Here is a 24,701-nt window from a genome sequence, read left to right on the forward strand (position 1 = left end):
CTGAACGCCGCTTGATATGTATTAAACCTCTTCGCCCGCCGCCCGCAGCCGAGCCCTGGCACGCTTGGCCTCGATTGCCGCGTCGGCGTCCTCCTGGTTGGCCTCGATCGAGGCCTGGGCCCGGTCGAGAGCGTCGCGGGCAGCCGCGACGTCGACCTCGGAACCGAGCTCGGCCACCTCGGCGAGCACGGAGACCTCGTCGTCGGCCACGGAGATGAAACCCCCGTGCACCGCCGCCACCAGCTCCGGCTCACCCTCCCGCTTCACGCGCAGCACTCCGCCCTCGACGAGGACACCGAGCACAGGTGCGTGTTGCGGCATAATACCGATCTCGCCGTCCACGGTCTTGGCAATCACCATGTCGGCCTCGCCCGACCAGATCTCACGCTCGGGTGAGACAACCCCTACGCGTAGCTTCGCCACTTGTGTAGGTTCCTTTCCGATCAGGTGGTGGCGCGGCGGTCAACGCCGCACCACCACCGTGGGGCGATTAGCGACGCTTGAGTTCCTCGGCCTTCGCGATGGCCTGGTCGATGCCGCCGACCATGAAGAACGCCTGCTCAGGCAGGTGGTCGTAGTCGCCGGCGCACAGGCCCTTGAAGGAGGCGATGGTCTCGTCGAGCGGCACGGTCTCGCCGGGCTGGCCGGTGAAGGCCTCGGCCGCGTACATCGGGTGCGACAGGAAGCGCTCGATGCGGCGGGCCCGCTGGACGGTGACCTTGTCCTCCTCGGAGAGCTCGTCGATACCGAGGATCGCGATGATGTCCTGGAGCTCGCGGTACTTCTGCAGGATCCGCTTGGTCTCCTGGGCCACCCGGTAGTGCTCCTCGCCCACGATCTGCGGGTCGAGGATCCGGGAGGAGGAGTCGAGCGGGTCCACCGCGGGGTAGATGCCCTTCTCCGAGATCGGCCGCGACAGAACGGTCTGCGCGTCGAGGTGCGCGAACGCGTTGTGCGGGGCCGGGTCGGTGATGTCGTCGGCGGGCACGTAGATCGCCTGCATGGAGGTGATCGAGTGACCGCGCGTCGAGGTGATGCGCTCCTGGAGCACACCCATCTCGTCGGCCAGCGTGGGCTGGTAACCCACGGCGGACGGCATACGGCCGAGCAGCGTGGAGACCTCGGAACCGGCCTGCGTGAAGCGGAAGATGTTGTCGATGAACAGCAGCACGTCCTGCTTCTGCACATCGCGGAAGTACTCCGCCATCGTCAGGGCCGACAGGGCCACGCGCAGACGGGTGCCCGGCGGCTCGTCCATCTGGCCGAAGACGAGCGCGGTGTCCTTGAGGACGTCCGCCTCCTCCATCTCCAGCCAGAGGTCGTTGCCCTCACGGGTGCGCTCGCCCACACCGGCGAAGCACGACGTACCACCGAAGTTACGGGCGACGCGGCGGATCATCTCCTGGATGAGAACCGTCTTGCCCACGCCGGCGCCGCCGAACAGGCCGATCTTCCCACCCTGCACGTACGGGGTGAGCAGGTCGATGACCTTGATACCGGTGACGAGCAGCTCGGTACGGGACTCGAGCTGGTCGAAGGCCGGCGACGGACGGTGGATGCCCCACCGCTCCTCGATCTTGAGCGAGGAGGTCGGGACGTCGAGCGTCTCGCCCAGCGCGTTCCACACGTGACCCTTGACGACGTCGCCGACGGGCACCGAGATCGGCGCGCCGGTGTCGGTGACCGCCTGGCCACGGACCAGGCCGTCGGTGGGCTGCATGGAGATGGCGCGGACGAGGTTGTCACCCAGGTGCTGGGCGACCTCGAGCGTCAGGGTCTTGGTCTCGCCGCCGAGGGTCACCTCGACCTTGAGCGCGTTGTAGATCGCCGGCATCGCCTCGACGGGGAACTCCACGTCGACGACGGCGCCGGTGACACGTGCCACGCGGCCAGTGCCGGCCGCGGGGGCTTCTACAGTTTCAACAGCCTCTGCAGTCATTTCACTCTTTCCCCGCTGCGGCGTCAGCGAGCGCGTTGGCGCCACCGACGATCTCGCTGATTTCCTGGGTGATCTCGGCCTGGCGAGCCTGGTTCATCTGCTGGGTGAGCACCCGCATCAGCTCGTTGGCGTTGTCGGTCGCGGACTTCATCGCGCGCCGCCGGGCGGCCTCCTCGGAGGCGGCCGACTGGAGCAGCGCCGTGAAGATGCGCGACTCCACGTACCGCGGCAGCAGCGACTCCAGCACGTCGCCGGCGGTCGGCTCGAACTCGAAGTACGGCGGGATCACCGTCGTGTCCGTCGCCTCGGTCTCCTCGACCTCCAGCGGCAGGACCCGCTTGACCACGACGTTCTGCGTGAGCATCGAGACGAACTCCGTCGAGACGATGTGGATCTCGTCGATCCCGTTCTCGTCCTTGAAGGAGTCGATCAGCGTGTTCGCGATCTCCTTGGCGTCGGCGTAGGCCGGCTTCCGCGAGAACCCGACCCAGCTGCCGCCCATCTCCCGGTTGCGGAAGGTGTGCCAGGTGACACCCTTACGCCCGGTCACGAACGGCACCACGGTCATCCCGCGGCCCTCCAGCAACCCGCGCAGGGCCTCGGCCTCGCGCAGCACGTTGGCGTTGAAGCCACCGCAGAACCCGCTGTCGCTGGTGACGACGAGGACGCCCGCCTTGGCGGGGTTCTCCTTCGCCACGGTCAGCGGATGGTCGACGCTGGCAGCGTTGCTGACGACGCCCGTGACGGCGCGAGTGATCTCGCGCTCGTACGGCAGCGCCTCCTGCATCCGCTGCTGCGCCTTCACGATCCGTGAAGAGGCGATGAGCTCCTGGGCGCGCGTGATCTTCGCGGTCGACTTGACCGAGCTGATCCGCCGCCGCAGCAGCCTTAGCTGGGCACCCATGTCCTACTTCTCCGCCGCCGGCCGGACGACCTTCTTGATCTTCTCCTGGCCGACCTCGTCGGCCCCCAGCGGCGCCACCGGCTCGTCCTTGACCAGCAGCTCACCCGAGGAGGTGGTGAAGCCCTTCTTGAACTCCGTGATGGCGTCCTTCAGAGCGGTCACCGTGTCGTCGGTCAGCTCACGGGTCTCGCGGATGGTGTCGAAGATGCCCTTGTGCGACGACTGGATGTAGTCGAGGAACTCGCCCTCGAAGCGGCGCACGTCCTCAATCGGCACCTCGTCCAGCTCGCCCGTCGTGCCCGCCCAGATCGAGGCGACCTCGCGCTCGAGCGAGAACGGGCTGTACTGGGCCTGCTTGAGCAGCTCGACCAGACGCTGACCGCGCTCCAGCTGAGCCTTGGAGGCGGCGTCCAGGTCGGAGGCGAAGGCCGCGAAGGCTTCGAGGTCGCGGTACTGCGACAGCGACAGACGCAGCGTGCCCGCGACCTTCCGCATGGCCTTGGACTGGGCGGAACCACCGACTCGGGACACCGAGACACCGACGTTGATGGCCGGGCGCACGCCGGCGTTGAACAGGTCGGTCTCGAGGAAGACCTGGCCGTCGGTGATGGAGATGACGTTGGTCGGGATGAACGCCGAGACGTCGTTGCCCTTGGTCTCGATGACCGGCAGACCCGTCATCGAGCCACCGCCCATGTCGTCGGAGAGCTTGGCGCAGCGCTCCAGCAGCCGGGAGTGGAGGTAGAAGACGTCACCGGGGAAGGCCTCACGACCCGGCGGGCGGCGCAGCAGCAGCGAGACGGCGCGGTAGGCGTCCGCCTGCTTGGTCAGGTCGTCGAAGACGATCAGGACGTGCTTGCCCTGGTACATCCAGTGCTGACCGATCGCCGAGCCGGCGTAGGGGGCGATGTACTTGAAACCAGCGGCCTCGGAGGCGGGAGCGGCGACGATGGTGGTGTACTCCATCGCGCCGGCCTCCTCCAGGCGAGCGCGCACCTGCGCGACGGTCGAGCCCTTCTGGCCCACCGCGACGTAGACGCAGCGCACCTGCTTGGTGGGGTCACCAGAGGCCCAGTTCTCGCGCTGGTTGAGGATGGTGTCGACGGCGATCGCGGTCTTGCCCGTGCCGCGGTCGCCGATGATGAGCTGGCGCTGGCCGCGGCCGATCGCCGTCATGGCGTCGATCGCCTTGATGCCCGTGGCCAGCGACTCCTTCACGGGCTGGCGCTGGACGACCGTGGGGGCCTGCAGCTCGAGGGCGCGCACGCCCTCGGCCTCGATGGCGCCCTTGCCGTCGAGCGGGTTGCCCAGGGGGTCGACCACGCGGCCGAGGAAGTTGTCGCCGACGGGCACGGACAGGACCTCGCCCGTCCGGCGGACCGTCTGGCCCTCCTCGATGCCGCTGAACTCGCCCAGGATGACGACACCGATCTCGCGGGTGTCGAGGTTCAGTGCCAGGCCGCGCGTACCGTTCTCGAACTCGAGCAGCTCGTTCGCCATCGCCGAGGGAAGGCCGGAGACATGGGCGATGCCGTCGCCGGCGTCGACGACGGTCCCGATCTCCTCGCGCGCGGCGCCTTCCGGTTCGTACGCCTGGACGAAGCGCTCAAGCGCGTCCCGGATCTCGTCCGGCCGGATCGTAAGCTCCGCCATCTCTACTCTGTCTCCCTCTTCGCCTAGCCGGCCAACCGGCGGCGGACTTCTTCGATTCGTCCCACGATTGTGGTGTCGATGATCTCGTCGCCGATGCGGACCGAGAACCCACCGAGCACTCGCTTGTCCACCTCGACGTTCAGGTGCACGTCACGGCCGTACGAGGTGCGCAGCCACGCCTCCAGGCGCTGCTTCTGCGCCTCGGTCAGCTCGACCGCGCTGCGCACCACCGCCACCAGGCGCCGGCGCTGCTGGGCCACGAGCTGACCGACCTCTTCCAGGCCCACTTCCAGGCTACGCCCACGCGGGTGCACCACCAGCTGCGTGATCAGGCGCAGGCTGGACGGGGCGACCTTGCCCTCGAGCAGGTTGCGCAGCAGTTCGCGCTTGCCCTCCTCGGGAGCGGCCGCGTCGGCGAGCGCGCGACGCAGGTCGGAGTTGGCGGCGATGATGCGGCCGAAGCGGAAGAGCTCGTCCTCCACGTCGTCGAGCCTTCTCTGGCTCTCCGCCTCCGCGGCCGCGGCGACGACGCCGAGCCGTTCGAGCACGTCGGCCAGGTCACCGGCGCGCGACCACCTGGCCGAGACCGCCGCCTCGGCGGTGGCCAGGGCCGCGGCGCCGACCTTGCCGTCGAGCAGCGAGCGCATGACGCCCGCCTTCTGCTCGGCCGCCCTGGCCGGGTCGGACAGGGCGCGGCGCAGGCCGTGCTCGCGGTCGAGCAGATCCGCGACCGCGAACAGCTCGTCGGAGAGCGCACCGAGGTCGGCACTACCGGCGACCGCGTTGAAGCGCTCTTCGACTTCGGCCAGCGAGGTCCTGCTCAAACCGCGCATCAGCGCACCGCCTGCGCGTTGGAGCTCTCCAGCTCGTCGAGGAACCTGTCCACGATGCGGCTCTGGCGGGCCTCGTCCTCGAGGGACTCGCCGACGATGCGGCCTGCCAGGTCGGTCGACAGGCGACCGATCTCGGTGCGGAGCTGGGCGAAGGCCGCCTGGCGGTCGGCCTCGATCTGCGCGTGCGCGGCCTCGACGAGGCGGCGGGCCTCGGCCTGCGCCTCCTCACGAAGCTCGGCCTTGATCTGCGCGGCCTGCTCGCGAGCCTCCTCGCGCAGCCTGGCCGCGTCGCGCCGGGCCTCTTCGAGCTGCTCGGAGTAGCGCTTCTGGAGGGCCTGAGCCTCCGCCTGCGCCTCCTCCGCCCTCTTGATGCCGCCCTCGATCGCGTCGGTCCGCTCGGCCAGCGTCTTCTGAATACGCGGGACCAGCATCCTGCCGACGACGAAGAAGACGACGAGGAAGGCGAAGATACCGACGACGAGCTCGTACGTGTGCGGCAGGAGCGGGTTGAACTCACCCTCCTCCGCCGCGAGGAGCGTAGCTGCCAACGTCATGGGTGCAGCCTTTCGTCAGGGATTCTTCTGGCCTTTAGAGGTTCGCGAAGAGGAACGGCGCGACCAGACCGATCAGGGCGAGGGCCTCGGTGAGGACGAAGCCGAGGAGCATGTTCTGGCGGATCAGGCCGTACGCCTCCGGCTGGCGGGCGATCGCCTGGACGCCCTGACCGAAGATGATGCCGACGCCGATGCCGGGGCCGATGGCGGCGAGACCGTAACCGATGGCGGTGACGTTGCCGGAGACCTCAGCGAGAACGCTCATTACTGTTATTCCTTTACTGGACGGCCGGTGAAGCGGAGTCTCACCGGTCATGGATATTCCGGTATGTGGTTCTCAGTGTTCTGCGTGCAAGGAGCCACCGATGTACATCGATGCCAGCATCGCGAAGAGGAATGCCTGCAGGAACTGGATGAAGATCTCGAACCCGGTGAAGATGATTGTCATGACCACGCCGACGACACCGACGCCGGCCCCCAGCGGGGTGAGCTTCTCGAACAGGAACCAGAAGCCGACCATGCTGAAGAACGCGAGCAGCATGTGCCCGGCGAACATGTTGGCGAAGAGTCGGACCGCGTGCGTGAACGGCGCGATGATCATGTTCGAGAGGAACTCGATCGGCGACAGCAGCAGGTAGATCGGCTTCGGCAGCCCGGGCGGGAACATCATGTTCTTGAAGTAGCCGCCGGCGCCCTGATGCTTGATGCCGAGGTAGATCTTCAGCACGTAGATGGAGATCGCGAGCACCGCCGGGAAGGCGATGTGCGAGGCCACGGGGAACTGGGCGATCGGCACGACGCCCATCAGGTTCCAGACCAGGACCAGGAAGAACAGGGTCAGCAGCAGGCCCATGAACCGGTCGGCGTCCTTGCCCAGAAAGGGCCGGGCGACCTGGTCACGGACGAACATGTAGCCGTATTCGACGACGTTCTGCATGCCTCTGGGCACGAGCTTCGGCTTGGAGAAGGCGGCCCAGGTCAAGCCGATCACGATGATGGCGCTGAGGACCGCCAGCAGGACCGGCTTGGTGAACCATTCGACCCCGGGAATGATCGGAGCCAGGTCGAAGAGCTCGTTCGGTGTCGGCGCGGTGAACTCGCCGTCGCCGTGGGCTGGGGCCGTCAGCGTAATCACGCGGCGTTCCCTTCAACGTCGTAGTGGATCACAAGGGTTTCCTCGGCGAAGTTTTCGCTACGTCGGACTAGCGAGAGAACTTCCGGTAGGCCAGATAGCCGGCAAGCACCAGCCCCAGGACGGTGCCTATGGGGAAGAACGCGGACGTGTCGAGCCAGCGGTCCAGCAACCAGCCGATGCCACCGTAGATGGCCATCCCCGCGAGTAGATAGCTGGGAATTGACCACATGGCATCGGCGAAGTCGCGACCGTCTTCTTCCGGTCGGCGTTCCTGTGCGCTCATCGCGGCCCCGACGATAGCAGGCGAGTAGAGGACTAGTCATATCGGACCCCGTCCGTGAACCAGCCTCATGAGTCGCCCTTACCGGGGACCTTGGCTTCGGGGTCGACGTAAAGCATCTTGGTCTTGATGAAGGCGCGCACCTCGAAGGCCGTCCACACCAGCGTGCAGACCACGACCGACCAGGCGAAAGCCTGGGGGTTCCAGGCGGTCGTGTCGCCGAAGACGCTCAGCACGATCATGATGGCGACGACCTTGACGAGGTAGCTCAGCATCGCGGCGATCGCCATCATCTGCGGTGAGACGCGGGCGGCATAGGACACCGCTACCACGCTGATACTGAAGAAAACCCCGACGAGCAAGGTGCCGATGGCCGCGCCCAGTGCTCCCTTGCCCGCTGCGGTGAGGAATGCCACGACCACGGTGACCACTCCAACCACTGCGGTCGGAATCGCGGCGCTCTTGAGTACGCGCACGTCGTTGGCCTGCATCGGTGCTCCATCAGCGAGTTATCAAGCGAGCGTTTGCTACCTCCAGAACCGGTAAGTCTGGAGTCCCTGCTCGTGAAAGATATCACAAGCTCACGGAAGACCGCTTTTACCTGCCGTTTCTAGTTCGCGATCAAGAACGGCTCGGGAAGACGGGAATGACCGGATTCCCCTCGGCCGTCGCGCGTTCGCGCGAAGGACCGTCGGCCGGCGGCATTTGGGGCCTGACCTGCGTATCCGGCAAAATGGGCGGCATCGGACCCGTGGGCGGGCCGTCGTCGTTGTCGGGCTCCTTGCGCCGCGGCGCCGAGTGCGCGCCGCCCCTGCCGCGCCAGCGCGGGGCCGCCATCAGCACCAGCACGGCCAGCGCCAGCACGATGACGACGGGGAACAGCAGCACCGGCACGCCCTCGCGGGACATCAGGACCACACCGAACGCGAACAGGAACGCCCACGCGTACATGATCAGCACGGAACGCCGCTGCGAGTGGCCGATGTCGAGCAGCCGGTGGTGCAGGTGGCCGCGGTCGGGCGCGAACGGCGAAAGGCCCTGCGAGGTGCGCCGCACCACGGCCGTGATCAGGTCGACGAGCGGCAGGACCAGCACCGCGGCCGGCAGCATCAGCGGGACCAGGACGCCGACCTTGTTCATGTCGTCGATGGCGGCCGGGTCGAGCGGGGTCACCGTCACGATGGAGGAGGCGAGCACCAGGCCGATCAGCATGGCCCCCGTGTCGCCCATGAAGATCTTCGCCGGATGGAAGTTGTGCGGCAGGAACCCCAGGCAGGTGCCGATGAGGACGGCGGCGATGGCGGCCGTCGTGGTGATGTTGCCCGCGCTCATGCTCTGCGCGAGGAAGATGGAGTACGCCCAGGTGGCCATGGCCGCGATGCACACGATGCCGGCCGCGAGCCCGTCGAGCCCGTCGACGAAGTTGACCGCGTTGATGGTCACGACCACGACCAGGATGGTGATCACCGTGCTGAGCGTGTAGTCGAGGCTCATCGAGCCGCCCCAGTCCTTGGGCAACGGGATGTAGAGCAGCCGCAGGTTGAAGTAGACCAGCACGCCCGCCGCCGCGATCTGCCCGCCGAGCTTGATGAAGGCGTCCATGCCCCACCAGTCGTCGAGGAACCCGGTCACCGTGATGAGGCCTCCGGCCAGGATCAGGCCCGTGACCACGTCGGCGTCGTACCCGGCCAGCGCCTCGCCGGTGTGGGTGAGCTGGCTGGCCGTCAGCAGGCCGACGACCAGGCCGCCGTACATCGCCAGGCCGCCCAGCCTGGGCGTCGGCGTGGTGTGCACGTCGCGCTCGCGAACCTCGGGCATGGCGCCGATACGGATGGCGAAGCGGCGCACCAGCGGGACCAGCAGATACGTCACCGCCGCTGAGATGAGCGCCATGAACAGGTATTCGCGCACGAACCTAGTTTCCCGGATGCTCCGGCCAGCTGTGACCGGAAAACGACACAGACCCGCTTAATATTCGCTGAGATATGGCTTGTGGATGGCGAGAAGCGCCGCAACTCTTTCCCTGACCTCCGCTGAGCTGCCCGGATTCCGCACCGCCCGCGTCACGAGCGCGCCGACTTCTTCGAGTTCCTGGAGCCCCATCCCCTGAGTGGTCACGCACGGCGTGCCCACGCGGATGCCCGAGGTGATCGCGGGCGGCTCGGGATCGTACGGGATGACGTTGCGGTTCAGCGTGATCCCCGCCGCCGCGCACCTGCGTTCCGCCTCGGCCCCTGACACCCCCACCCCGCGCAGGTCGATCAGCGCCAGATGCGTGTCCGTGCCGCCTGAGACGGCCCGCATCCCCTCCACCGCCAGCGCCTGCGTCAGCGCCCGCGCGTTCGCGATCACCCGCCTGGCGTAGTCGGCGAACTCCGGGCGCATCGCCTCCGCGAACGCCACCGCCTTGGCCGCCACCACGTGCATCAGCGGCCCGCCCTGCACGAACGGGAACACCGCGCGATCGATCTTGCCTGCCAGCTCCCCCGTGCACAGGATCGCGCCGCCGCGCGGCCCGCGCAGCGCCTTGTGGGTGGTGAACGTCACGACGTCCGCGTACGGCACCGCCGACGGGATCGCGCCGGCCGCCATCAGCCCGATCGGATGCGCCGCGTCGGCCAGCAGCCACGCCCCCACCTCGTCCGCGATGCCGCGGAACACCGAGTAGTCGATCAGCCTCGGATACGCCGTGGCCCCGCACACGATGAGCTTCGGCCGGTGTCGTAGCGCCAGGTCGCGGACCTCGTCGTAGTCGATGAGCTCGGTGTCGCGACGCACCCCGTACGAGACGACGTCGAACCATCTTCCCGAGAAGTTCACCTTCGAGCCGTGGGTGAGGTGGCCGCCGTGCGGCAGCGCCATGGCCAGCATGGTGTCGCCGGGCTGCAGCAGCGCGGCGTACGCGGCCAGGTTCGCCGAGGCGCCGGAGTGGGGCTGGACGTTGGCGTGCTCGGCCCCGAACAGGTCGCGTGCCCGCTCGACCGCCAGCCGCTCCGCCCGGTCCACCACCTCGCAGCCGCCGTAGTAGCGCCTGCCCGGGTAGCCCTCGGCGTACTTGTTGGTGAGGGTGGAACCGAGGGCGGCCATGACGGCGGGCGAGGTGAAGTTCTCGCTCGCGATGAGCTGGATCCCGCCGCGCACCCGGTCGAGCTCGTCGATCAGGACCTGCGCGATCTCGGGATCGCGGCTCCGCAGCATCCCGAAATCCGGACCGTAGTAGGGCTCCGTACCCATTTCCCCACTGTACGCCCCAATGTCCGTTTCTCCCATATGCCGGTGATTCCCCGAAATTTCATCTCACCAGAAGGGTTGCGGCACGTCCGTCGTCCGTACCCACCGGGGCGTGTCCCCGGCCGCGTCGCTGATCGACGTCAGGATGGAGTGACGGTACAGCGCGAGCCTGCGCCGCCACTCGCGGATGTCCTCCACGTATCGCTCGCCCACCGGGGCGTCCCACGTCTGGGGGCTCCTGGCCAGCGAGTACGCCTTGTCGAGCGTGGTCCTGAGCGTCTCCAGCTGGGGCAGGACCTCCTCCCACGCCTCGACCAGCTTCTGGTAGTCGGGGTTGAACCTCCAGGGGTGCTGCTGGCCGTCGAGGCCGCCCGGGGAGGCGGGCGGGGCCTCGTCACGGCCCTTGGCCCTGGGGGCCGGTGGGTCGGCGTACATCACGCGCTCCTCTCCGGCCGGTCCGGGTCGATCGCCCCTGGCGGACCGTCCGGCCCGACGTCCTCAGGGGCCCATTCGCCCTTGCCGTACTCGCCTGGGGGGATCTGGACGGAGGGCATGTCCTGGGGCTGGATGTCGCGGTGGTGGTCGATCACCGTTCTGAGCGCGTCCAGGGTGGGCGGGGTCGTGTCGGCGGTGACGACGTCGCTGCCGTCGCCCGCCCACGCGGCGCCGTCCGGCCCGGCCGCCGTGCCGGCCGTCGTGCCGGCCGTCGTGCCGGCCGCCGTGCCGGCCGTCGCGTCGTGGCCGGGCTCCACGTCGTAGGCGATCAATATGTCGTACGCGGGATCCGCGCCGGCGCCTGCCGGTGGCTGCGAGGCCGGGCCCGCTCCGTAGCCGGTCTCCGCTGTCCGGCCCGGCGCAGGGTCCTCGGCGCCGGCACGGTGGCCTGTCTCCGGGGCTGTGGCCGGCGTGTCGGCGTTGCCGGTGGGCGTCTCGGCGGGGTTGGTCGGCGGGATGGCCACAGGCTCTCCTGGGCCGCCTGTGCCCCGCTCCGGCTGGTCGCCGACCGGACGGTCACCCGTCGGCTGATCTCCCGCAGGCCTGTCGCCCGTGGGCTGATCTCCCGTGGAGCCATCGCCCGTCGGCTGATCCGGCTTCGTGTCCTGATCCGGCTTCGTGTCCTGATCCGGCTTCGTGTCCTGATCCGTCGGCGGGACATCCGTGTCGCCGCCTGTCCCGTCACCGCGCGGCGGACTGTCCGCATCCCGGCCTGTGCCATCACCGCGTGGGGGGCTGTCCCCGTCCCGGCCTGTCCCGTCACCGCGCGGCGGGTTGTCCGTGCCCTTGCCCGAGTCGCAGGCTTCGTCGCCCGGCGTGGTGGCGGCGCCCGACGCCTCCGCGGCCGAGCCGACGTCCGTCACCGTGCCGCCGGCGCTCGCCGAGTCCGCCGGCGGAGGCGTCACGGGCGTGTCTCCGCCCGTACCCGGGCCGCCCGCGTCGATCGAGCCCGCAGGTCCGTCCGGGCGGATGTCGCGCTCGGCCCATTCGCCCTTGCCGTACTCGCCTTCCGGAACCTGCACGCCGGGCATGTCCTGGGGCGCGATCTGCCGGTGGTCCTCGATGACGGTCTTGAGAGCGTCCAGGTCCGGCGGGTTCGCCTCGGCGGAGACCACGTCACTGCCGTCGTCGGCATGGTCGTTGACGTTCGTGGCGTTCGTCGGGTCCGTGCCGTCGGCGGGAAGTTTCGGCATCTCGGCCGGTTGCACCTGGTCCGGGTTCTCGAGCATGTCCTCGATCACCGCCGCCTGAGGCGCGTCGAGCGGCACCTGGAGGACCTTGACACCATCGACCACCACGACCCTCGGCTTGGTGGCGTCCTGCCCGTCCTGCCCGTCCTGCCCGCCTGCGGCAGGCGTGTCCGTGTCCCGAGCGGGGGTGTCCGTGTCCTTGGCGGGCGGGTCCGTCACACCGCGATCCGCCTCGGCCCCTTGATCGCGCCTGCTGCCCAGGTCGTCGTCCTTGGGCGTCTCCGCAGGCTGGTCCCCGGTCTTCCCCTCGGTGCCGGTCCCGCCGTCCCGCCCCGTTCCCGCGCCCTCTGCGTCGTCGCAGGTCTTCGATTCGGAGCCGGTCTTGCCGTCCGAATCGGTCTTTCCCTCCGAGCCGGTCTTGCTGTCCGAGCCGGTCTTGCCATCCGAGCCGGTCTTCCCCTCCGAGCCGGTCTTCCCCTCGGCGTCCGTCGTCTTGTCGGAGCCGGTCTTCTTGTCCCCGTCGGATTCACCGGCACGCGGATTCTCGTACTGGTCCCGATCCCCCCGCACGTCCTTGGGCTCGTCCGCGGGCCCCGCCCCGTTCCCAGGACGATCCGCCCGCTTCTCCAGCACGGCGAGCCGCCCGTTGACGTCCTTGACCATCTCGCCCACGGCGTCGGCGACCTGGGCGGGCCGGTGGGTGGCCTCGGTGGGCACGCCGGCGCGCTGCATGGTGGCCCTGACCCGGTCCTCGATCCTGCGCATCTCCGCAGCCGCGTGCTTCACCTCGGCCAGCAGGTCACGGACCAGTTGGGGATCCATGCCGTCGTACTTGCCCATGGGCCGCTCCCGGGACGTATCGCCGCTCCGGGCCTCACCGTAATCATGGCCCGAGCGCGATCGCAGCCGGAATAAGCAGCGGGTATACGTCAGTCGTCGGTGGCGACGTACCCGATGATGCCGCGCAGCTTCTCCACCGGGATGGCCCCGCGCCGCAGCAGCCGGGGGACGGCCGTGGTGAGGTCGAGGATGGTGGAGGGCGTGTTGTCGGTGGTCTTGCCGCCGTCGAGGTAGACCTCGACCGAGTCGCCGAGCTGCTCCTGGGCCTCCTCCGCGGTGGTCGCGGCGGGCGAGCCCGAGCGGTTGGCGCTGGAGACGGCCATCGGCCCGGTCTCCTTGAGCAGGTCGAGCGCCACCGGGTGGAGCGGCATGCGAATGGCCACCGTGCCCTTGGTGTCGCCCAGGTCCCAGGAAAGGGCCCTGTTGGCCTTGCAGACGAGCGTGAGCGGCCCGGGCCAGAAGGCGTCGATCAGGTCCTGCCCGTACGCCCCCAGGTCGTCCACGAGCGCTGTGGCGGCTCTGACGGTGCCCACGAGCACGGGCGGGGGCATGTCACGGCCCCGGCCCTTGGCGTCGAGCAGCGCCTGGACGGCCGCCGGCGTGAAGGCGTCGGCGCCGATGCCGTAGACCGTGTCGGTCGGCAGCACCACCAGGTCGCCGCGGCGCACGGCCGCGGCCGCCTCCATCAGCGCGATGGTCCGCTGGTCGGGGTCGGAGCAGTCAAAACGTCGTCCCACGGCGTGCATCCTAGTCCTGGCCCAGCCGAGCCGTGACGAAGCGGTCTCTTCTGGTGAGGTCCTGGCGCAGGCGTACGTCGCGCCAGCCGTTGTCCTCAGGGAACGTCAGGTAGACGGCCCTGCCCTGCTCGTCGGCGTGCTCCACGGCCACCCAGCCGCCGGGACGCAGCAGGCGGCGGGCCGTGCGCTCCACCGCGCGCACCTCGCCGAGCCCGTCGTCGCCCGAGCCGTACAGGGCTCTGGAGGGGTCGTAGTCGCGCACCTCGGGATCGCGCGGGATCGCGCCGGGCGGGATGTACGGCGGGTTGGAGATGACCAGGTCCACCTTGCCGTTGAGCTCGGGCAGCGCCTCGGCGAGGTCCTCGGGGTGCAGGTGGGTGCGGCCCTGGCCGAGCTCGGAGATGTTGCGCTTGGCCCACGTGTACGCCGCCGGGTCGACCTCCACGGCGTGCACCTCGGCCAGCGCCACCTCCTGCGCGATGGACAGCGCGATCGCGCCGGAGCCGGTGCCGAGGTCGACGACGAGGGGGGCGTTGACGTCCATCTCGCGCAGGGTCTCGATGGCCCAGCCGGCCATCACCTCGGTCTCGGGCCGCGGCACGAACACCCCGGGCCCGACGGCCAGCTCCAGGTAGCGGAAGTAGGCGTGACCGGTGATGTGCTGCAGCGGCTCGCGGGCCTCGCGCCGGGCGACGCCCTCCCAGAACAGCGCGTCGAACTCGGAGTCCTTGACCGTGTGGAGCTCGCTCCTGCGCACGCCGTGGACGAACGCCGCGATCTCCTCCGCGTCGGTGCGCGGCGAAGGAACGCCTGCCTCGGCTAGCCGGGCGGTGGCGAGCGCGATCTCGTCCAGCAGAAATGTCATGAGTGTTGTGCGAGCTTCTCCGCCGTCTCGGCGTCGATGAGGGCTTGGGTGACGGCGTTCAGCTCGCCGTCGAGAACCTGGTCGAGGTTATACGCCTTGAAGCCGACGCGGTGGTCGGAGATACGGTTTTCCGGGAAGTTGTAGGTGCGGATCCGCTCGGAGCGGTCGACGGTGCGGACCTGCGACTTGCGCTCCGCCTGGGCCGCGGCGTCGGCCTCCTCCTGCGCGATGACCAGCAGCCGGGCGCGCAGGATGCGCAGGGCCGACTCCTTGTTCTGCAGCTGGCTCTTCTCGTTCTGGCACGAGACGACGACGCCGGTGGGCAGGTGGGTGATGCGGACCGCGGAGTCGGTGGTGTTGACGCTCTGACCGCCGGGGCCGCTGGAGCGGTAGACGTCGATGCGCAGGTCGTTGGGGTCGATCTGGACGTCGACCTCCTCCGCCTCCGGGTAGACGAGCACGCCCGCGGCGCTGGTGTGGATGCGGCCCTGGGACTCGGTGACGGGCACCCGCTGCACGCGGTGCACGCCGCCCTCGTACTTCAGCCGCGACCAGACGCCCTCGTCGCCCTTGGCCCGGATGCCGACCGTGACGTCCTTGTACCCGCCCAGGTCGGAGGGCTGGCTGTCGATGATCTCGGTCTTCCAGCCGAGCCGCTCGGCGTAGCGGAGGTACATCCGCAGCAGGTCGCCCGCGAACAGCGCGGACTCCTCGCCGCCCTCGCCCGCCTTGATCTCCATGATGATGTCCTTGTCATCGTTGGGATCGCGCGGGATGAGCAGGTGCCGGAGCTTCTCCTCGAGCCGGGGGACGCGCTCCTCGAGCTCGGCGGCCTCGGTGGCGAACGCCTCGTCCTCGCCGGCCAGCTCCTTGGCGGCCGACAGGTCGTCACGCGTGGACTCGAGCTCGCGGTAGGTGCCGATGATCGGCGTGAGCTGCGAGTAACGCCGGCCGAGCGTGCGGGCCTTGTTCTGGTCTGCGTGCACGGCGGGGTCGGCGAGCTGCAGCTCCAGCTCGGAATACTCCTTGAGCAACTCGTCGAGGTTCACCGTGGGTCCCTTTTTTCGTAAAAGTATGGCCGTTTCACCAACAACGCCGACCCGGCGCACCGGGGTGCGTCCGGGCCGGCGTGGGTGGAGCTACTTGCCCGTGGCCTTCTTGCCGAAGCGCTTCTCGAAGCGAGCCACCCGGCCGCCGGTGTCGAGGATCTTCTGCTTGCCCGTGTAGAACGGGTGGCAGGCCGAGCACACGTCGGCGTGGATGGCGCCGTTCTTGGCGGTGCTACGGGTGGTGAACGTGTTACCGCAGGAGCAGGTCACCTGCGTCACGTGGTATTCAGGGTGGATGTCGCGCTTCATTGCTGTCCTTTCGGGGCGCGGCCGCCGGGTCGCCTTCACGCATGGCGTGAACCGGAGCCGCGAAATGGTCAGCTACCAGTGTGCCAGATCGTGTAACCATCCCAGGCCATCGGTCATTCCCGTCGATCAGCGCCCCAGGTACGTCAGGACGGCCAGCACCCGCCGGTGGTCCTCCGGCGCCGGACCCAGCGCCAGCTTGGCGAAGATTCCGGAGATGTGCTTCTCCACGGCACCCTCCGTGACGACCAGGCGGCCGGCGATGGCGGTGTTGGAGCGGCCCTCGGCCATCAGGGCGAGCACCTCGCGCTCGCGGGGCGACAGCGAGTCCAGCGGCGCGCCGCGGCGCTGGCGGCTGAGCAGCTGCACGACCACCTCGGGGTCGATGACCGTGCCACCCGCCGCCACCTGCCGCACCGCGGCGAGGAACTCCGCCACGTCCGCCACCCGCTCCTTCAGCAGGTATCCGACGGCCCTGCCGATGAGGTCGCCGGCGTAGCGCTCCTCGACGTACTGCGACAGCACCAGGATCGGGAAGTCGGGCCGGGCCGCCCGTACTTGCAGGGCCGCCCGCAGCCCTTCGTCGGTGTGGGTGGGCGGCATGCGCACGTCGACGATCGCCAGGTCGGGCTCGTGCTCGGCCACGGCGCCCACCAGCGCGGGGCCGTCGGAGACGGCCGCCACCGTCTCGATGCCCCCGTCGGCCAGCAGCCGCGCCAGCCCCTCACGCAGCAGTACCGAGTCCTCCGCGATGACCACGCGCATGGCCCAGGCTTACAGTCGGCGATGTCCGGCGGTCAACCGCGGGCGGCGCTCCTGCGCGCCTACCACTCGCACGGCAGCTCCGCGCGGACGATCGTGGGGCCGCCCATGGGGCTGTGCACCAGGAGCATGCCGTCGATGGTGGCCGCCCGATCGGCCAGCCCGGCCAGGCCGCCGCCGGGGACGACCGTGGCGCCGCCGATGCCGTTGTCCCACACGTCCACGACCACGCCCCGGCGATCCCGGATGACCGCGACCGAGGCCTCGGTGGCGGCGGAGTGCTTGGCCATGTTGGCCAGCGACTCGGCCACGATGAAGTACGCGATGCTCTCCACCGCGGGCGGCGGCCGCTCGTCCAGCTCGACCGACACGTCCACCCTGATCGGCGCCCGCGCCGCCAGCCCCGACAGGGCCGCGTCCAGCCCGCGGTCGCTCAGGATGGCCGGGTGGATGCCTCTGGCGAGGTTGCGCAGCTCGGCGATGGCCGCCTTGGTGCCGGCGTGGGCCTGCGCGATGAGCTCCCTGACGGTCTCCGGGTCGCTGTCGAACTTCGACTGCGCCCGCCCCAGGTCCACCGCCACCGACAGCAGCCGCTGCTGGGCGCCGTCGTGCAGGTCGCGCTCGATCCTGCGCCGCTCGGCCTCGGCCGCGTCGATGCCGCGGGCCCTGCTGGCCCGCAGCCGCTCCTCCTCGCCGCCGCCGAGCAGCACCGTCGCCAGCGTCCCGTGCAGCCAGGCCATCCCCCTGGCCAGGTACGCGCTCAGCACCAGCAGCAGCACGCCGAACAGGCCGGCGACCCAGGCCCCCGCCCAGTCCTCGACGAAGTATCCGCTGCCGTCCGCCCCCTGCTCCAGCGGGTACAGGACGGGGGCCAGCAGCAGCCCTGCCGTCCCCATCCACATCGCGAACGACACCACGGCCTCGACGAACCCCAGCGGCAGCAGCATGAGCAGGTACCCCAGGTCCCGCCAGGTCGCCGGGTCCTTCAGCAGCCACTGCACGTGCGCGCCCAGCCCGCGCTCGGGACGCGGCCGGTACGGGTCGGCGATGCCGATCCCGAACGCCAGCCGCAGCAGCCGCCGCTCCAGCCGGGCCCCGCCGCGCCACAGCAGCACGGTCGCGATCGACAGCGGCACGCCCACCCACACGGCGGAGAGCACGAGCGAGCTCGGGATCGTGAGGGCCAGCACGAGGTACCACAACAGCCCGATCACCCCGCTGACCAGCAGGTAGGGCGCCGCGCGCCACGTCATCGGATCCACCAGCACGCCGAGCGGGCCCCAGGGGCCCAACGGCACGCGGTCCTTCAACGCCACCGTTCGCATGCTGCAAGCGTGCCCCGGCGGCGGTGGCACGGGAATACAGCGAGCAACCGTTGCGGGGGTGGGGCTAGCCCCACCCCCGTTCCCCCACCCCGTTCCCCAGGGACGCGAAAGGGGGCGGCAGGCGAACCTGCCACCCCCTCACGCACGCGCGGCCGCTAGTCGCGGTCGTTGCTCACCGTGGTCTTCTGGACCTGCAGGAGGAACTCCGCGTTGGACTTCGTCTCCTTCATCTTCTCCAGGAGCAGCTCCAGCGCCTGCTGCATGTCGAGCGCGTGCAGGACGCGCCGCAGCTTCCAGACGATCTGCAGCTCCTCCTTGGCCATGAGGATCTCTTCCTTACGCGTGCTGGACGCGTCGACGTCCACCGCGGGGAAGATGCGCTTGTCGGCCAGGGACCGGTTGAGCTTGAGCTCCATGTTGCCGGTGCCCTTGAACTCCTCGAAGATGACCTCGTCCATCTTGGACCCGGTCTCGACCAGGGCCGTGGCGAGGATCGTCAGCGAGCCGCCGTTCTCGATGTTGCGGGCGGCGCCGAAGAACCGCTTCGGCGGGTAGAGCGCCGTGGAGTCGACACCACCCGACAGGATGCGCCCGGACGCCGGCGCGGCCAGGTTGTAGGCGCGGCCGAGACGGGTGATCGAGTCGAGCAGGACGACCACGTCGTGACCCAGCTCCACCAGGCGCTTGGCGCGCTCGATGGCGAGCTCGGCGACCGTGGTGTGGTCCTCGGCGGGACGGTCGAAGGTCGAGTGGATGACCTCGCCCTTGACCGACCGCTGCATGTCGGTGACCTCTTCCGGCCGCTCGTCCACGAGCACGACCATGAGGTGGCACTCGGGGTTGTTGCGGGTGAGCGCGTTGGCGATGGACTGCAGCACCATCGTCTTACCGGCCTTGGGCGGGGAGACGATGAGGCCGCGCTGGCCCTTGCCGATCGGCGAGACGAGGTCGATGATCCGCGTGGTGAGGATGTTCGGCTCGGTCTCCAGGCGCAGGCGCTCCTGCGGGTAGAGCGGCGTCAGCTTGTTGAAGTCGGGCCGGTTGCGGGCCTGCTCCGGGTCCATGCCGTTGACGGTGTCGAGGCGGACCAGGGCGTTGAACTTCTCGCGCCGCTCGCCCTCGCGCGGCTGCCTGACGGCGCCGGTGATGACGTCGCCCTTGCGCAGGCCGTTGCGGCGGATCTGGGCCAGCGAGACGTAGACGTCGTTGCTGCCCGGCAGGTAGCCGCTGGTCCTGACGAACGCGTAGTTGTCGAGGATGTCGAGGATGCCGGCGATCGGGATGAGCACGTCGTCGTCGCCGATGACGGGCTCGCCCGCCTCGTAACGCTCGCGGCCGCGGCCGCGGTTGCGCTCGCGGAAGCGGCCCCTGCGGCCACGCCCGCCACGATCGTCGTCGTCCCCGCCGCCACGCTGGTCGCCACGCTGGTCGCCACGGCTGCCGGTGTCGGCGGCGATGCGGTCGCGCTGCTCGCCACGGCCGCCGTCGCGGCTGTCGCGGCCATCGCGGCCACCGTCACGGCCGCCGTCGCGGGCCCCATCACGGGCCCCGTCACGGGCGCTGTCACGGGCGCTGTCACGGGCGCTGTCGCGGGCCCCGTCACGGGCGCTGTCGCGCGCTCCGTCACGGCTGCTCTCGGCGCGGCCGCCCTCACCGCGGTCGCCGCCGCGGTCGCCGCGGTCGCCGCGCTCGCGGCGCTCGCCACGGCTGCGGCGCTCGCGCCGGCTCTCGCCGCGCTCGGAGCGCGACTCGCCCTGCTGCGTCTCCGCCTGGGCCTGCTGCTCCACGACGGGCTCCGCCTGGGCGGCGGCGACCGGCTCCGGCGCGACAGCCACGGGCTCGGGGGCCTGCGCCGCAGCGGGCTGCGGAGCGGTCTCCTCAGCGGGCTTGTCGGCGGGCTTGGTGCGGGAACGTTCCCTGCGCGTACGGGTGGGCCGCTCGGCCGCGGGCGCCGCCTCCGTCGAGGTCGCCGCGGGCGCCTCGGTCACAGCCGCGGCAGTGGGTGCGCCGTCTCCGGAACCGCCACCCTGCTTCTCCTGGATGGCCGCGATGAGCTGGCTCTTCCGCATGCGCCCGGTCCCGCTGATGCCCAGCTCAGCTGCCATCTTCTGCAGCTCGGGCAGCACCTTGGCGGACAGGCCGGTGCCGGAGCGACGCGCACGCGGCTTGGCCGCGGCGCGGGTGGGGGTGTCGCCGGACGCGGGCTCAGCGCCTGATGCGTCGGAGAGGAGTTCGGTGGTGTCGCTCAACTAAAAGGTCCTTCCCAGGGGTCGGGCGCCGGATTTGTTCTTCCGGGCGTCCCGGAGGTGCTTGCGATCCGGCGGGACAGACCGGGTCGGGGTGCACTTTGCGATCTTCGGCTGTCGATGGAGACGGCCGCCACTCTTGGGGAGGGGTTCTTCCACGCCGCCGATGGCCCTTGGCGCGTGGCTGACACCCCCCAGATTGCTGTCGCCAACCAGATGTCGATGTGATTCGAACGCGCAGATCCCCGTCGTCGCCACCTCACGTCGAGCCAACCGGGTGTGGGCCAACCGGAGGCAACGGATTCCGGGGAGACAGCCGCGCTGCTTCCGCCTCGCGACGTGAAGCATGATGCAGCGATGTGTGGCTGACAAGCACGCACCCACCAAGGGGGCATCTGGTGCGGCTATCAGCCTAACATCACCAGCGCACACGGCTATTCCCTGAAGGTCTAAAGAGGCATCAGCGTGTCTCGGGGAACTGAACGTTCGCACCAACCGGGTCGACGTCCATTTGCTGGATGTGCCAGTCATTACCCACTTCTGGCGCGATCAAATCCTGCGTATCCGATGTCGAAAACGCAAGAACCGTGGGACCCGCTCCCGAAACGACCGCGGGCACGCCCACTGCACGGAGACGTTCTACCAGATCCGCGCTCGCCCTCATCGCAGGCGCGCGGTATTGCTGGTGGAGGCGGTCTTCTGTGGCGGCGAGCAGCAGCTCTCGCTCAGGCATCCGGGTCAGCGCGGCGATCAGCAACGCGGCCCTGCCGGCGTTGAAGGAGGCGTCCTTGTGGGGCACGTCCTTCGGCAGCAGCCCCCGCGCGGCCTCCGTGGACAGCCGCGTCGACGGAACGACGGCGACCGGACGGATGCGCTGGTCGGGAGCCAGTTTCACCATATGCGGCAGCCCGTCGTGGTCGGACCACGAGATGGTCAGCCCGCCGGCCAGGCAGGGGGCGACGTTGTCGGGATGCCCTTCCATCTCGGTGGCCAGCGCGTACACGTCGTCGTCGGAAAGTTCGCTATCAGCCAAAGCGCGCGCGGCGAGAATGCCCGCGCACACGGCCGCCGACGACGATCCCAGCCCCCGTGCGTGCGGGATCCGGTTGCGGCAGTGCAGGTGTATGCCCTCCGGCTGAGGCACGCCCATGCGGTCGAACGCCATCCGCATGGCCTTGACGACCAGGTGCCCCTCGCCGGAATCCACCTCCCCCGCGCCCTCGCCCTCCACGGTGACGTGCACGCCGCGTTCGCCGGTGAGCGTGGCGCGTACGTCGTCGTGGAGGCTCAGCGCGAGCCCGAGCGCGTCGAAACCCGGCCCCAGGTTCGCCGACGTCGCGGGCACGCGAATGTCAACGGTCCTCATTCGTTCACTTTTCCTCGTCACTCCCCGTCAGGCGAGGTTGAGCGCCGCCGCGGCGGCGTGGACGTCGATGGGGATGACCACCGGCGCCGGTGCCCCCGAAATGGCCCAGTCAGGGTCTTTCAGCCCGTTGCCCGTGACCGTGCACACGATGCGCTGCCCCGCCTCAACCATGCCCTGCGCGTGGGCCTGCAGCAACCCCGCGACGCTGGCGGCCGACGCCAGCTCCACGAACACGCCCTCTTCCTGCGCGAGCAGCTTGTACGCGGCCGCGATCTGCCGGTCGGTCACCGCCTGGATGAGCCCGCCCGAATCGTCGCGGGCCGCGGTGGCCAGCGACCAGGAGGCGGGGTTGCCGATGCGGATCGCGGTGGCGATGGTGTGCGGATGCGCGACCGGCGCGCCTCCGACGATGGGCGCCGCCCCGCTGGCCTGGAAGCCGAACATGCGCGGCCGCTTCGTCGACACGCCGTCGTCCGCGTACTCCTGGTAACCCATCCAGTACGCCGAGATGTTGCCGGCGTTGCCCACCGGGATGCAGTGGATGTCGGGCGCGTCGCCGAGCGCGTCGACGATCTCGAACGCCGCCGTCTTCTGCCCCTGCAGCCTGAACGGGTTGACGGAGTTGACCAGCGCGATCGGGTAGCTGGACGACAGCTTGCGGGTCATCTCCAGACAGTCGTCGAACGACCCCTCCACCTGCAGCAGCGTGGCCCCGTGAACGAGCGCCTGGGCCAGCTTGCCCATGGCGATCTTCCCCCGCGGCACCAGCACGGCGCAGGTCAGCCCCGCCCGCACGGCGTAGGCGGCGGCGGAGGCCGAGGTGTTGCCGGTGGAGGCGCAGATGACCGCCTTGGCCCCCTCCTCGACGGCCTTGCTGATGGCCATCGTCATCCCGCGGTCCTTGAAGCTGCCCGTCGGGTTGGCCCCCTCGACCTTCAGGTAGACGTCACACCCCGTGAGGGCCGAGACGCGGTGCGCGGGCACCAGCGGCGTACCGCCTTCGAGCAGCGTGATGACCGGCGTCTTCGCGGTGACCGGAAGACGCTCGCGGTACTCCTCGATGAGGCCACGCCACGACCTGCTCATGATGACTCCCTACCTGCGCTGTTGGGCACCGAGTGTACGGGGTGCGCGCACGTGTCGCGGAGCGGTGTCCACGAGTCGGACTTGATGGTTAGACAGGAGCACTATTCAGGAAATACTCAGCATCTCCCGATAGGGTCTCGGCAGGGGGTCACGACCATGAACGCGCGTCCTGCTCTGAGGCAGAACGACTTTTCACCAGTGGCGGCACCGCAGCTCGGCGCCTGGTCACCCGCCCTTTCCGTGAGCGTGGTGGTACCCGCGCACGGCGGGCAGGACAAGCTCGACCTGACGCTGGCGGCGCTGGCCGCACAGACGTACCCGGCGCACCTCTTGGAGGTCCTGGTCGTCGACGACGGCAGCCGGCCACCGATCCGGCTGCCGGAGATCCGCCCCGTCAACACCCGTCTCGTACGGGTGGAGGACGGCTGGGGCATCTCCAACGCCGTCAACACCGGCGCGAAGGCCGCCGACGGCGAGATCATCCAGCGGCTCGACTCCGACATGGTGGCCTGCCGCGAGCACATCGAGGCGCTGGTTCGATGGCACCACGTGACCGACTACCTGGTCACGATCGGGATGAAGAAGTTCGTCGAGCCGCCGCACGTCACTCCTGACCAGGTCTTCCGGGCGGGGCACCTGGGAGAGCTGTTCGACCTGGACACCGCCGTGCCCAGCTCGACCGAGGCGACCATCGCCAAGACCGACGGGCTACGCAAGAGCCGCAACCCGTACCACGTGTGCACGGGCCCGACCTTCGCCCTTCCCAGGGAGGTCTTCCACGCCGTGGGCGGTCTCGACCCGACCGTGATCCGCGGCGAGGACACCGAGTTCTCCTACCGGCTGGCCATGTACGGGGTCGTCTTCGTGCCCGACCTGGACGCGCAGGCCGTACACCTGGGGCTGCCCTCGCAGCACCGCGACCGGGAGCGGGCCGTGCGGGCCGTGGAGCCGTACCTGGCGCACCGGATCCCGCTGCGCAGGGACCTGCGCAAGGACCGGGGGCGGCGGTGGCTGGTGCCGTACGTGGAGGTCGTGCTCGACGTCACCGACACCAGCGAGTCGGTGGTGCGGCAGGCGGTGGCGGCGGCTCTCGACGGCAAGCTGCAGGACATCGTGGTGACGCTGGTGGGGCCGTGGTCGCGGCTCTCCTCCGGGCAGCGCTTCGGCCTGTCGGACCCGTGCTTCGAGCTGCGGCTCATGCGTGATCTGTTCGCCAACGACGAACGCATCCGCCTCATCGACGAGGCCGCCCCGACCCCGGCGCCGACCCCGTTCCGCTACCGGGGGCCGGTGGACGTGCCGCTGCACCGGGCGACGCTGGAGCGCATGATCGAGTCGGTCCAGAAGGATCTCGCCGGGGTGCTGATCGTGGACCTGCCGGACGGGCGTACGGCCCGCCTCGAACGCACCTCGGCTCTGGGGCGCGCGTGCCTGCTCACCTCGCCCGGGGACGACCTGGACGAGGTCATCTCCGCCACGCACGGTGTCCGTCACGAACCTCCCGACCGCTTCTGGCCCGCTCCCGCCCAGCCCGAACCGGTCACCATCCCCGCCCCGCCGTCGGCGCCTGCCGCTACGTCCGGACCTGTTGCGGTGTCTGCGGAGAGTGCGGAGAACTCGCTGTTCCGCCGTCTGAAGTCCGCTCTGCGTCCCAACTGACGGTTTCCCTCGGCGCGCTTTGCGTTGGAGGGGCTTGTGGCGTGGGGCGGTTGTGCGTGCGAGGGGTGTGCGCGCGTGCAGGGGGCTTGTGCTGCGCGTGTGGCCGCTTCGCGTGAGCGGGCTCGTGCGGTGGGAGTGTTTGTGCGTACGGGGCGCTTGTGCGCTGGGGGCGCTCTTGCGTGGGAGCCTTCGTGGGCCCATGGCGCGGGGAGCCTTTGTGCGCGGGGGTGATGGTGCGCAGGCGGC

At 69.7% G+C, this 24,701-nt stretch carries 24 protein-coding genes; 1 reads left to right on the forward strand and 23 read right to left on the reverse strand.

The genetic code is table 11. The features are described from left to right. Positions 1-21 precede the first annotated feature (21 nt). The 23 genes from AB0I79_RS22240 to thrC form a co-directional block, all read right to left on the reverse strand. Positions 22-423: a F0F1 ATP synthase subunit epsilon gene (locus AB0I79_RS22240; protein WP_080042501.1), complete on the reverse strand. Its 402-nt coding sequence runs from the start codon at positions 421-423 to the stop codon at positions 22-24. Between the two features lie 67 nt (positions 424-490). Next, positions 491-1,939 carry a F0F1 ATP synthase subunit beta gene (gene atpD / locus AB0I79_RS22245; protein ID WP_357875771.1) on the reverse strand — a complete coding sequence of 483 codons (1,449 nt, stop codon included), beginning with the start codon at positions 1,937-1,939 and terminating at the stop codon, positions 491-493. Between the two features lies 1 nt (position 1,940). Then, positions 1,941-2,843 (reverse strand): F0F1 ATP synthase subunit gamma, encoded by a 903-nt coding sequence (locus AB0I79_RS22250; protein WP_357875773.1) that lies wholly within the window; start codon positions 2,841-2,843, stop codon positions 1,941-1,943. A gap of 3 nt (positions 2,844-2,846) precedes the next feature. Then, positions 2,847-4,496 carry a F0F1 ATP synthase subunit alpha gene (gene atpA, locus AB0I79_RS22255; protein WP_357875775.1) on the reverse strand — a complete coding sequence of 550 codons (1,650 nt, stop codon included), beginning with the start codon at positions 4,494-4,496 and terminating at the stop codon, positions 2,847-2,849. Positions 4,497-4,519: 23 nt separating this feature from the next. Next, positions 4,520-5,329, reverse strand: a complete 810-nt coding sequence (locus tag AB0I79_RS22260) for a F0F1 ATP synthase subunit delta (protein ID WP_357875777.1) — start codon at positions 5,327-5,329, stop codon at positions 4,520-4,522. Next, complete coding sequence (locus AB0I79_RS22265; RefSeq protein ID WP_357875779.1) at positions 5,329-5,883, reverse strand: F0F1 ATP synthase subunit B; 555 nt, start codon at positions 5,881-5,883, stop codon at positions 5,329-5,331. The genes AB0I79_RS22260 and AB0I79_RS22265 overlap by 1 nt, the downstream gene beginning before the upstream one ends. A gap of 34 nt (positions 5,884-5,917) precedes the next feature. Continuing rightward, positions 5,918-6,148, reverse strand: a complete 231-nt coding sequence (gene atpE / locus AB0I79_RS22270; protein WP_103955992.1) for an ATP synthase F0 subunit C — start codon at positions 6,146-6,148, stop codon at positions 5,918-5,920. A gap of 72 nt (positions 6,149-6,220) precedes the next feature. Then, positions 6,221-7,018 (reverse strand): F0F1 ATP synthase subunit A, encoded by a 798-nt coding sequence (gene atpB / locus AB0I79_RS22275; RefSeq protein WP_357875781.1) that lies wholly within the window; start codon positions 7,016-7,018, stop codon positions 6,221-6,223. A gap of 67 nt (positions 7,019-7,085) precedes the next feature. Then, positions 7,086-7,301 (reverse strand): AtpZ/AtpI family protein, encoded by a 216-nt coding sequence (locus AB0I79_RS22280; RefSeq protein WP_357875783.1) that lies wholly within the window; start codon positions 7,299-7,301, stop codon positions 7,086-7,088. A gap of 65 nt (positions 7,302-7,366) precedes the next feature. Further along, positions 7,367-7,789, reverse strand: coding sequence for a hypothetical protein (locus AB0I79_RS22285; protein WP_357875785.1), 423 nt, complete (start codon positions 7,787-7,789; stop codon positions 7,367-7,369). Positions 7,790-7,919: 130 nt separating this feature from the next. Continuing rightward, positions 7,920-9,209, reverse strand: coding sequence for an MraY family glycosyltransferase (locus AB0I79_RS22290; protein ID WP_357875787.1), 1,290 nt, complete (start codon positions 9,207-9,209; stop codon positions 7,920-7,922). Between the two features lie 57 nt (positions 9,210-9,266). Further along, positions 9,267-10,532 (reverse strand): serine hydroxymethyltransferase, encoded by a 1,266-nt coding sequence (gene glyA, locus AB0I79_RS22295; protein ID WP_357875789.1) that lies wholly within the window; start codon positions 10,530-10,532, stop codon positions 9,267-9,269. 63 nt (positions 10,533-10,595) lie between these two features. Then, positions 10,596-10,964 carry a hypothetical protein gene (locus AB0I79_RS22300; RefSeq protein WP_357875791.1) on the reverse strand — a complete coding sequence of 123 codons (369 nt, stop codon included), beginning with the start codon at positions 10,962-10,964 and terminating at the stop codon, positions 10,596-10,598. Continuing rightward, a complete protein-coding gene (locus AB0I79_RS22305) occupies positions 10,964-13,054 on the reverse strand; it encodes a hypothetical protein (protein ID WP_357875793.1) in 2,091 nt (696 codons plus the stop codon). Before AB0I79_RS22305 ends, AB0I79_RS22300 begins: the two co-directional genes overlap by 1 nt. Positions 13,055-13,143: 89 nt before the next feature. After that, positions 13,144-13,791, reverse strand: a complete 648-nt coding sequence (locus AB0I79_RS22310) for an L-threonylcarbamoyladenylate synthase (protein WP_357875795.1) — start codon at positions 13,789-13,791, stop codon at positions 13,144-13,146. A gap of 10 nt (positions 13,792-13,801) precedes the next feature. Next, positions 13,802-14,656, reverse strand: coding sequence for a peptide chain release factor N(5)-glutamine methyltransferase (gene prmC / locus AB0I79_RS22315; RefSeq protein WP_080042514.1), 855 nt, complete (start codon positions 14,654-14,656; stop codon positions 13,802-13,804). Beyond that, positions 14,653-15,705 carry a peptide chain release factor 1 gene (gene prfA, locus AB0I79_RS22320; RefSeq protein ID WP_357875797.1) on the reverse strand — a complete coding sequence of 351 codons (1,053 nt, stop codon included), beginning with the start codon at positions 15,703-15,705 and terminating at the stop codon, positions 14,653-14,655. Before prfA ends, prmC begins: the two co-directional genes overlap by 4 nt. Before the next feature lie 90 nt (positions 15,706-15,795). Next, positions 15,796-16,014: a 50S ribosomal protein L31 gene (gene rpmE / locus AB0I79_RS22325; RefSeq protein WP_357875799.1), complete on the reverse strand. Its 219-nt coding sequence runs from the start codon at positions 16,012-16,014 to the stop codon at positions 15,796-15,798. A 126-nt stretch (positions 16,015-16,140) separates the two neighbouring features. Beyond that, positions 16,141-16,776, reverse strand: coding sequence for a response regulator transcription factor (locus tag AB0I79_RS22330; RefSeq protein WP_357875801.1), 636 nt, complete (start codon positions 16,774-16,776; stop codon positions 16,141-16,143). A gap of 59 nt (positions 16,777-16,835) precedes the next feature. Next, a complete protein-coding gene (locus tag AB0I79_RS22335) occupies positions 16,836-18,089 on the reverse strand; it encodes a sensor domain-containing protein (protein WP_357875803.1) in 1,254 nt (417 codons plus the stop codon). Positions 18,090-18,253: 164 nt separating this feature from the next. Beyond that, positions 18,254-20,347: a transcription termination factor Rho gene (gene rho, locus AB0I79_RS22340; protein WP_357875805.1), complete on the reverse strand. Its 2,094-nt coding sequence runs from the start codon at positions 20,345-20,347 to the stop codon at positions 18,254-18,256. 457 nt (positions 20,348-20,804) lie between these two features. Beyond that, positions 20,805-21,710 carry a homoserine kinase gene (thrB, locus tag AB0I79_RS22345; RefSeq protein ID WP_357875807.1) on the reverse strand — a complete coding sequence of 302 codons (906 nt, stop codon included), beginning with the start codon at positions 21,708-21,710 and terminating at the stop codon, positions 20,805-20,807. 27 nt (positions 21,711-21,737) lie between these two features. Then, positions 21,738-22,796: a threonine synthase gene (gene thrC / locus AB0I79_RS22350; RefSeq protein WP_357875809.1), complete on the reverse strand. Its 1,059-nt coding sequence runs from the start codon at positions 22,794-22,796 to the stop codon at positions 21,738-21,740. A 240-nt stretch (positions 22,797-23,036) separates the two neighbouring features. Between thrC and AB0I79_RS22355 the strand changes: the two genes are divergently transcribed. Next, entirely contained in the window at positions 23,037-24,455 is a 1,419-nt protein-coding gene (locus AB0I79_RS22355) for a glycosyltransferase (RefSeq protein ID WP_357875811.1), read from the forward strand. The last annotated feature ends 246 nt before the right edge of the window (positions 24,456-24,701 follow it).

Origin of the sequence: Nonomuraea sp. NPDC050202 (assembly GCF_040656115.1) — a bacterium.
In the GTDB taxonomy this organism is placed as follows: Bacteria; Actinomycetota; Actinomycetes; order Streptosporangiales; family Streptosporangiaceae; genus Nonomuraea.

What these genes read in the sequence shown, in the direction of transcription:
- AB0I79_RS22265 (WP_357875779.1), bottom strand. Translation starts at nt 5,883, where the DNA reads ATGACGTTGGCAGCTACGCTCCTCGCGGCGGAGGAGGGTGAGTTCAAC.
- thrB (WP_357875807.1), bottom strand. Translation starts at nt 21,710, where the DNA reads ATGAGGACCGTTGACATTCGCGTGCCCGCGACGTCGGCGAACCTGGGG.
- thrC (WP_357875809.1), bottom strand. Translation starts at nt 22,796, where the DNA reads ATGAGCAGGTCGTGGCGTGGCCTCATCGAGGAGTACCGCGAGCGTCTT.
- AB0I79_RS22330 (WP_357875801.1), bottom strand. Translation starts at nt 16,776, where the DNA reads ATGCGCGTGGTCATCGCGGAGGACTCGGTACTGCTGCGTGAGGGGCTG.
- AB0I79_RS22305 (WP_357875793.1), bottom strand. Translation starts at nt 13,054, where the DNA reads ATGGGCAAGTACGACGGCATGGATCCCCAACTGGTCCGTGACCTGCTG.
- AB0I79_RS22300 (WP_357875791.1), bottom strand. Translation starts at nt 10,964, where the DNA reads ATGTACGCCGACCCACCGGCCCCCAGGGCCAAGGGCCGTGACGAGGCC.
- rpmE (WP_357875799.1), bottom strand. Translation starts at nt 16,014, where the DNA reads ATGAAGCGCGACATCCACCCTGAATACCACGTGACGCAGGTGACCTGC.
- AB0I79_RS22250 (WP_357875773.1), bottom strand. Translation starts at nt 2,843, where the DNA reads ATGGGTGCCCAGCTAAGGCTGCTGCGGCGGCGGATCAGCTCGGTCAAG.
- AB0I79_RS22285 (WP_357875785.1), bottom strand. Translation starts at nt 7,789, where the DNA reads ATGCAGGCCAACGACGTGCGCGTACTCAAGAGCGCCGCGATTCCGACC.
- atpA (WP_357875775.1), bottom strand. Translation starts at nt 4,496, where the DNA reads ATGGCGGAGCTTACGATCCGGCCGGACGAGATCCGGGACGCGCTTGAG.
- AB0I79_RS22280 (WP_357875783.1), bottom strand. Translation starts at nt 7,301, where the DNA reads ATGAGCGCACAGGAACGCCGACCGGAAGAAGACGGTCGCGACTTCGCC.
- glyA (WP_357875789.1), bottom strand. Translation starts at nt 10,532, where the DNA reads ATGGGTACGGAGCCCTACTACGGTCCGGATTTCGGGATGCTGCGGAGC.
- prmC (WP_080042514.1), bottom strand. Translation starts at nt 14,656, where the DNA reads ATGACATTTCTGCTGGACGAGATCGCGCTCGCCACCGCCCGGCTAGCC.
- atpE (WP_103955992.1), bottom strand. Translation starts at nt 6,148, where the DNA reads ATGAGCGTTCTCGCTGAGGTCTCCGGCAACGTCACCGCCATCGGTTAC.
- AB0I79_RS22260 (WP_357875777.1), bottom strand. Translation starts at nt 5,329, where the DNA reads ATGCGCGGTTTGAGCAGGACCTCGCTGGCCGAAGTCGAAGAGCGCTTC.
- atpD (WP_357875771.1), bottom strand. Translation starts at nt 1,939, where the DNA reads ATGACTGCAGAGGCTGTTGAAACTGTAGAAGCCCCCGCGGCCGGCACT.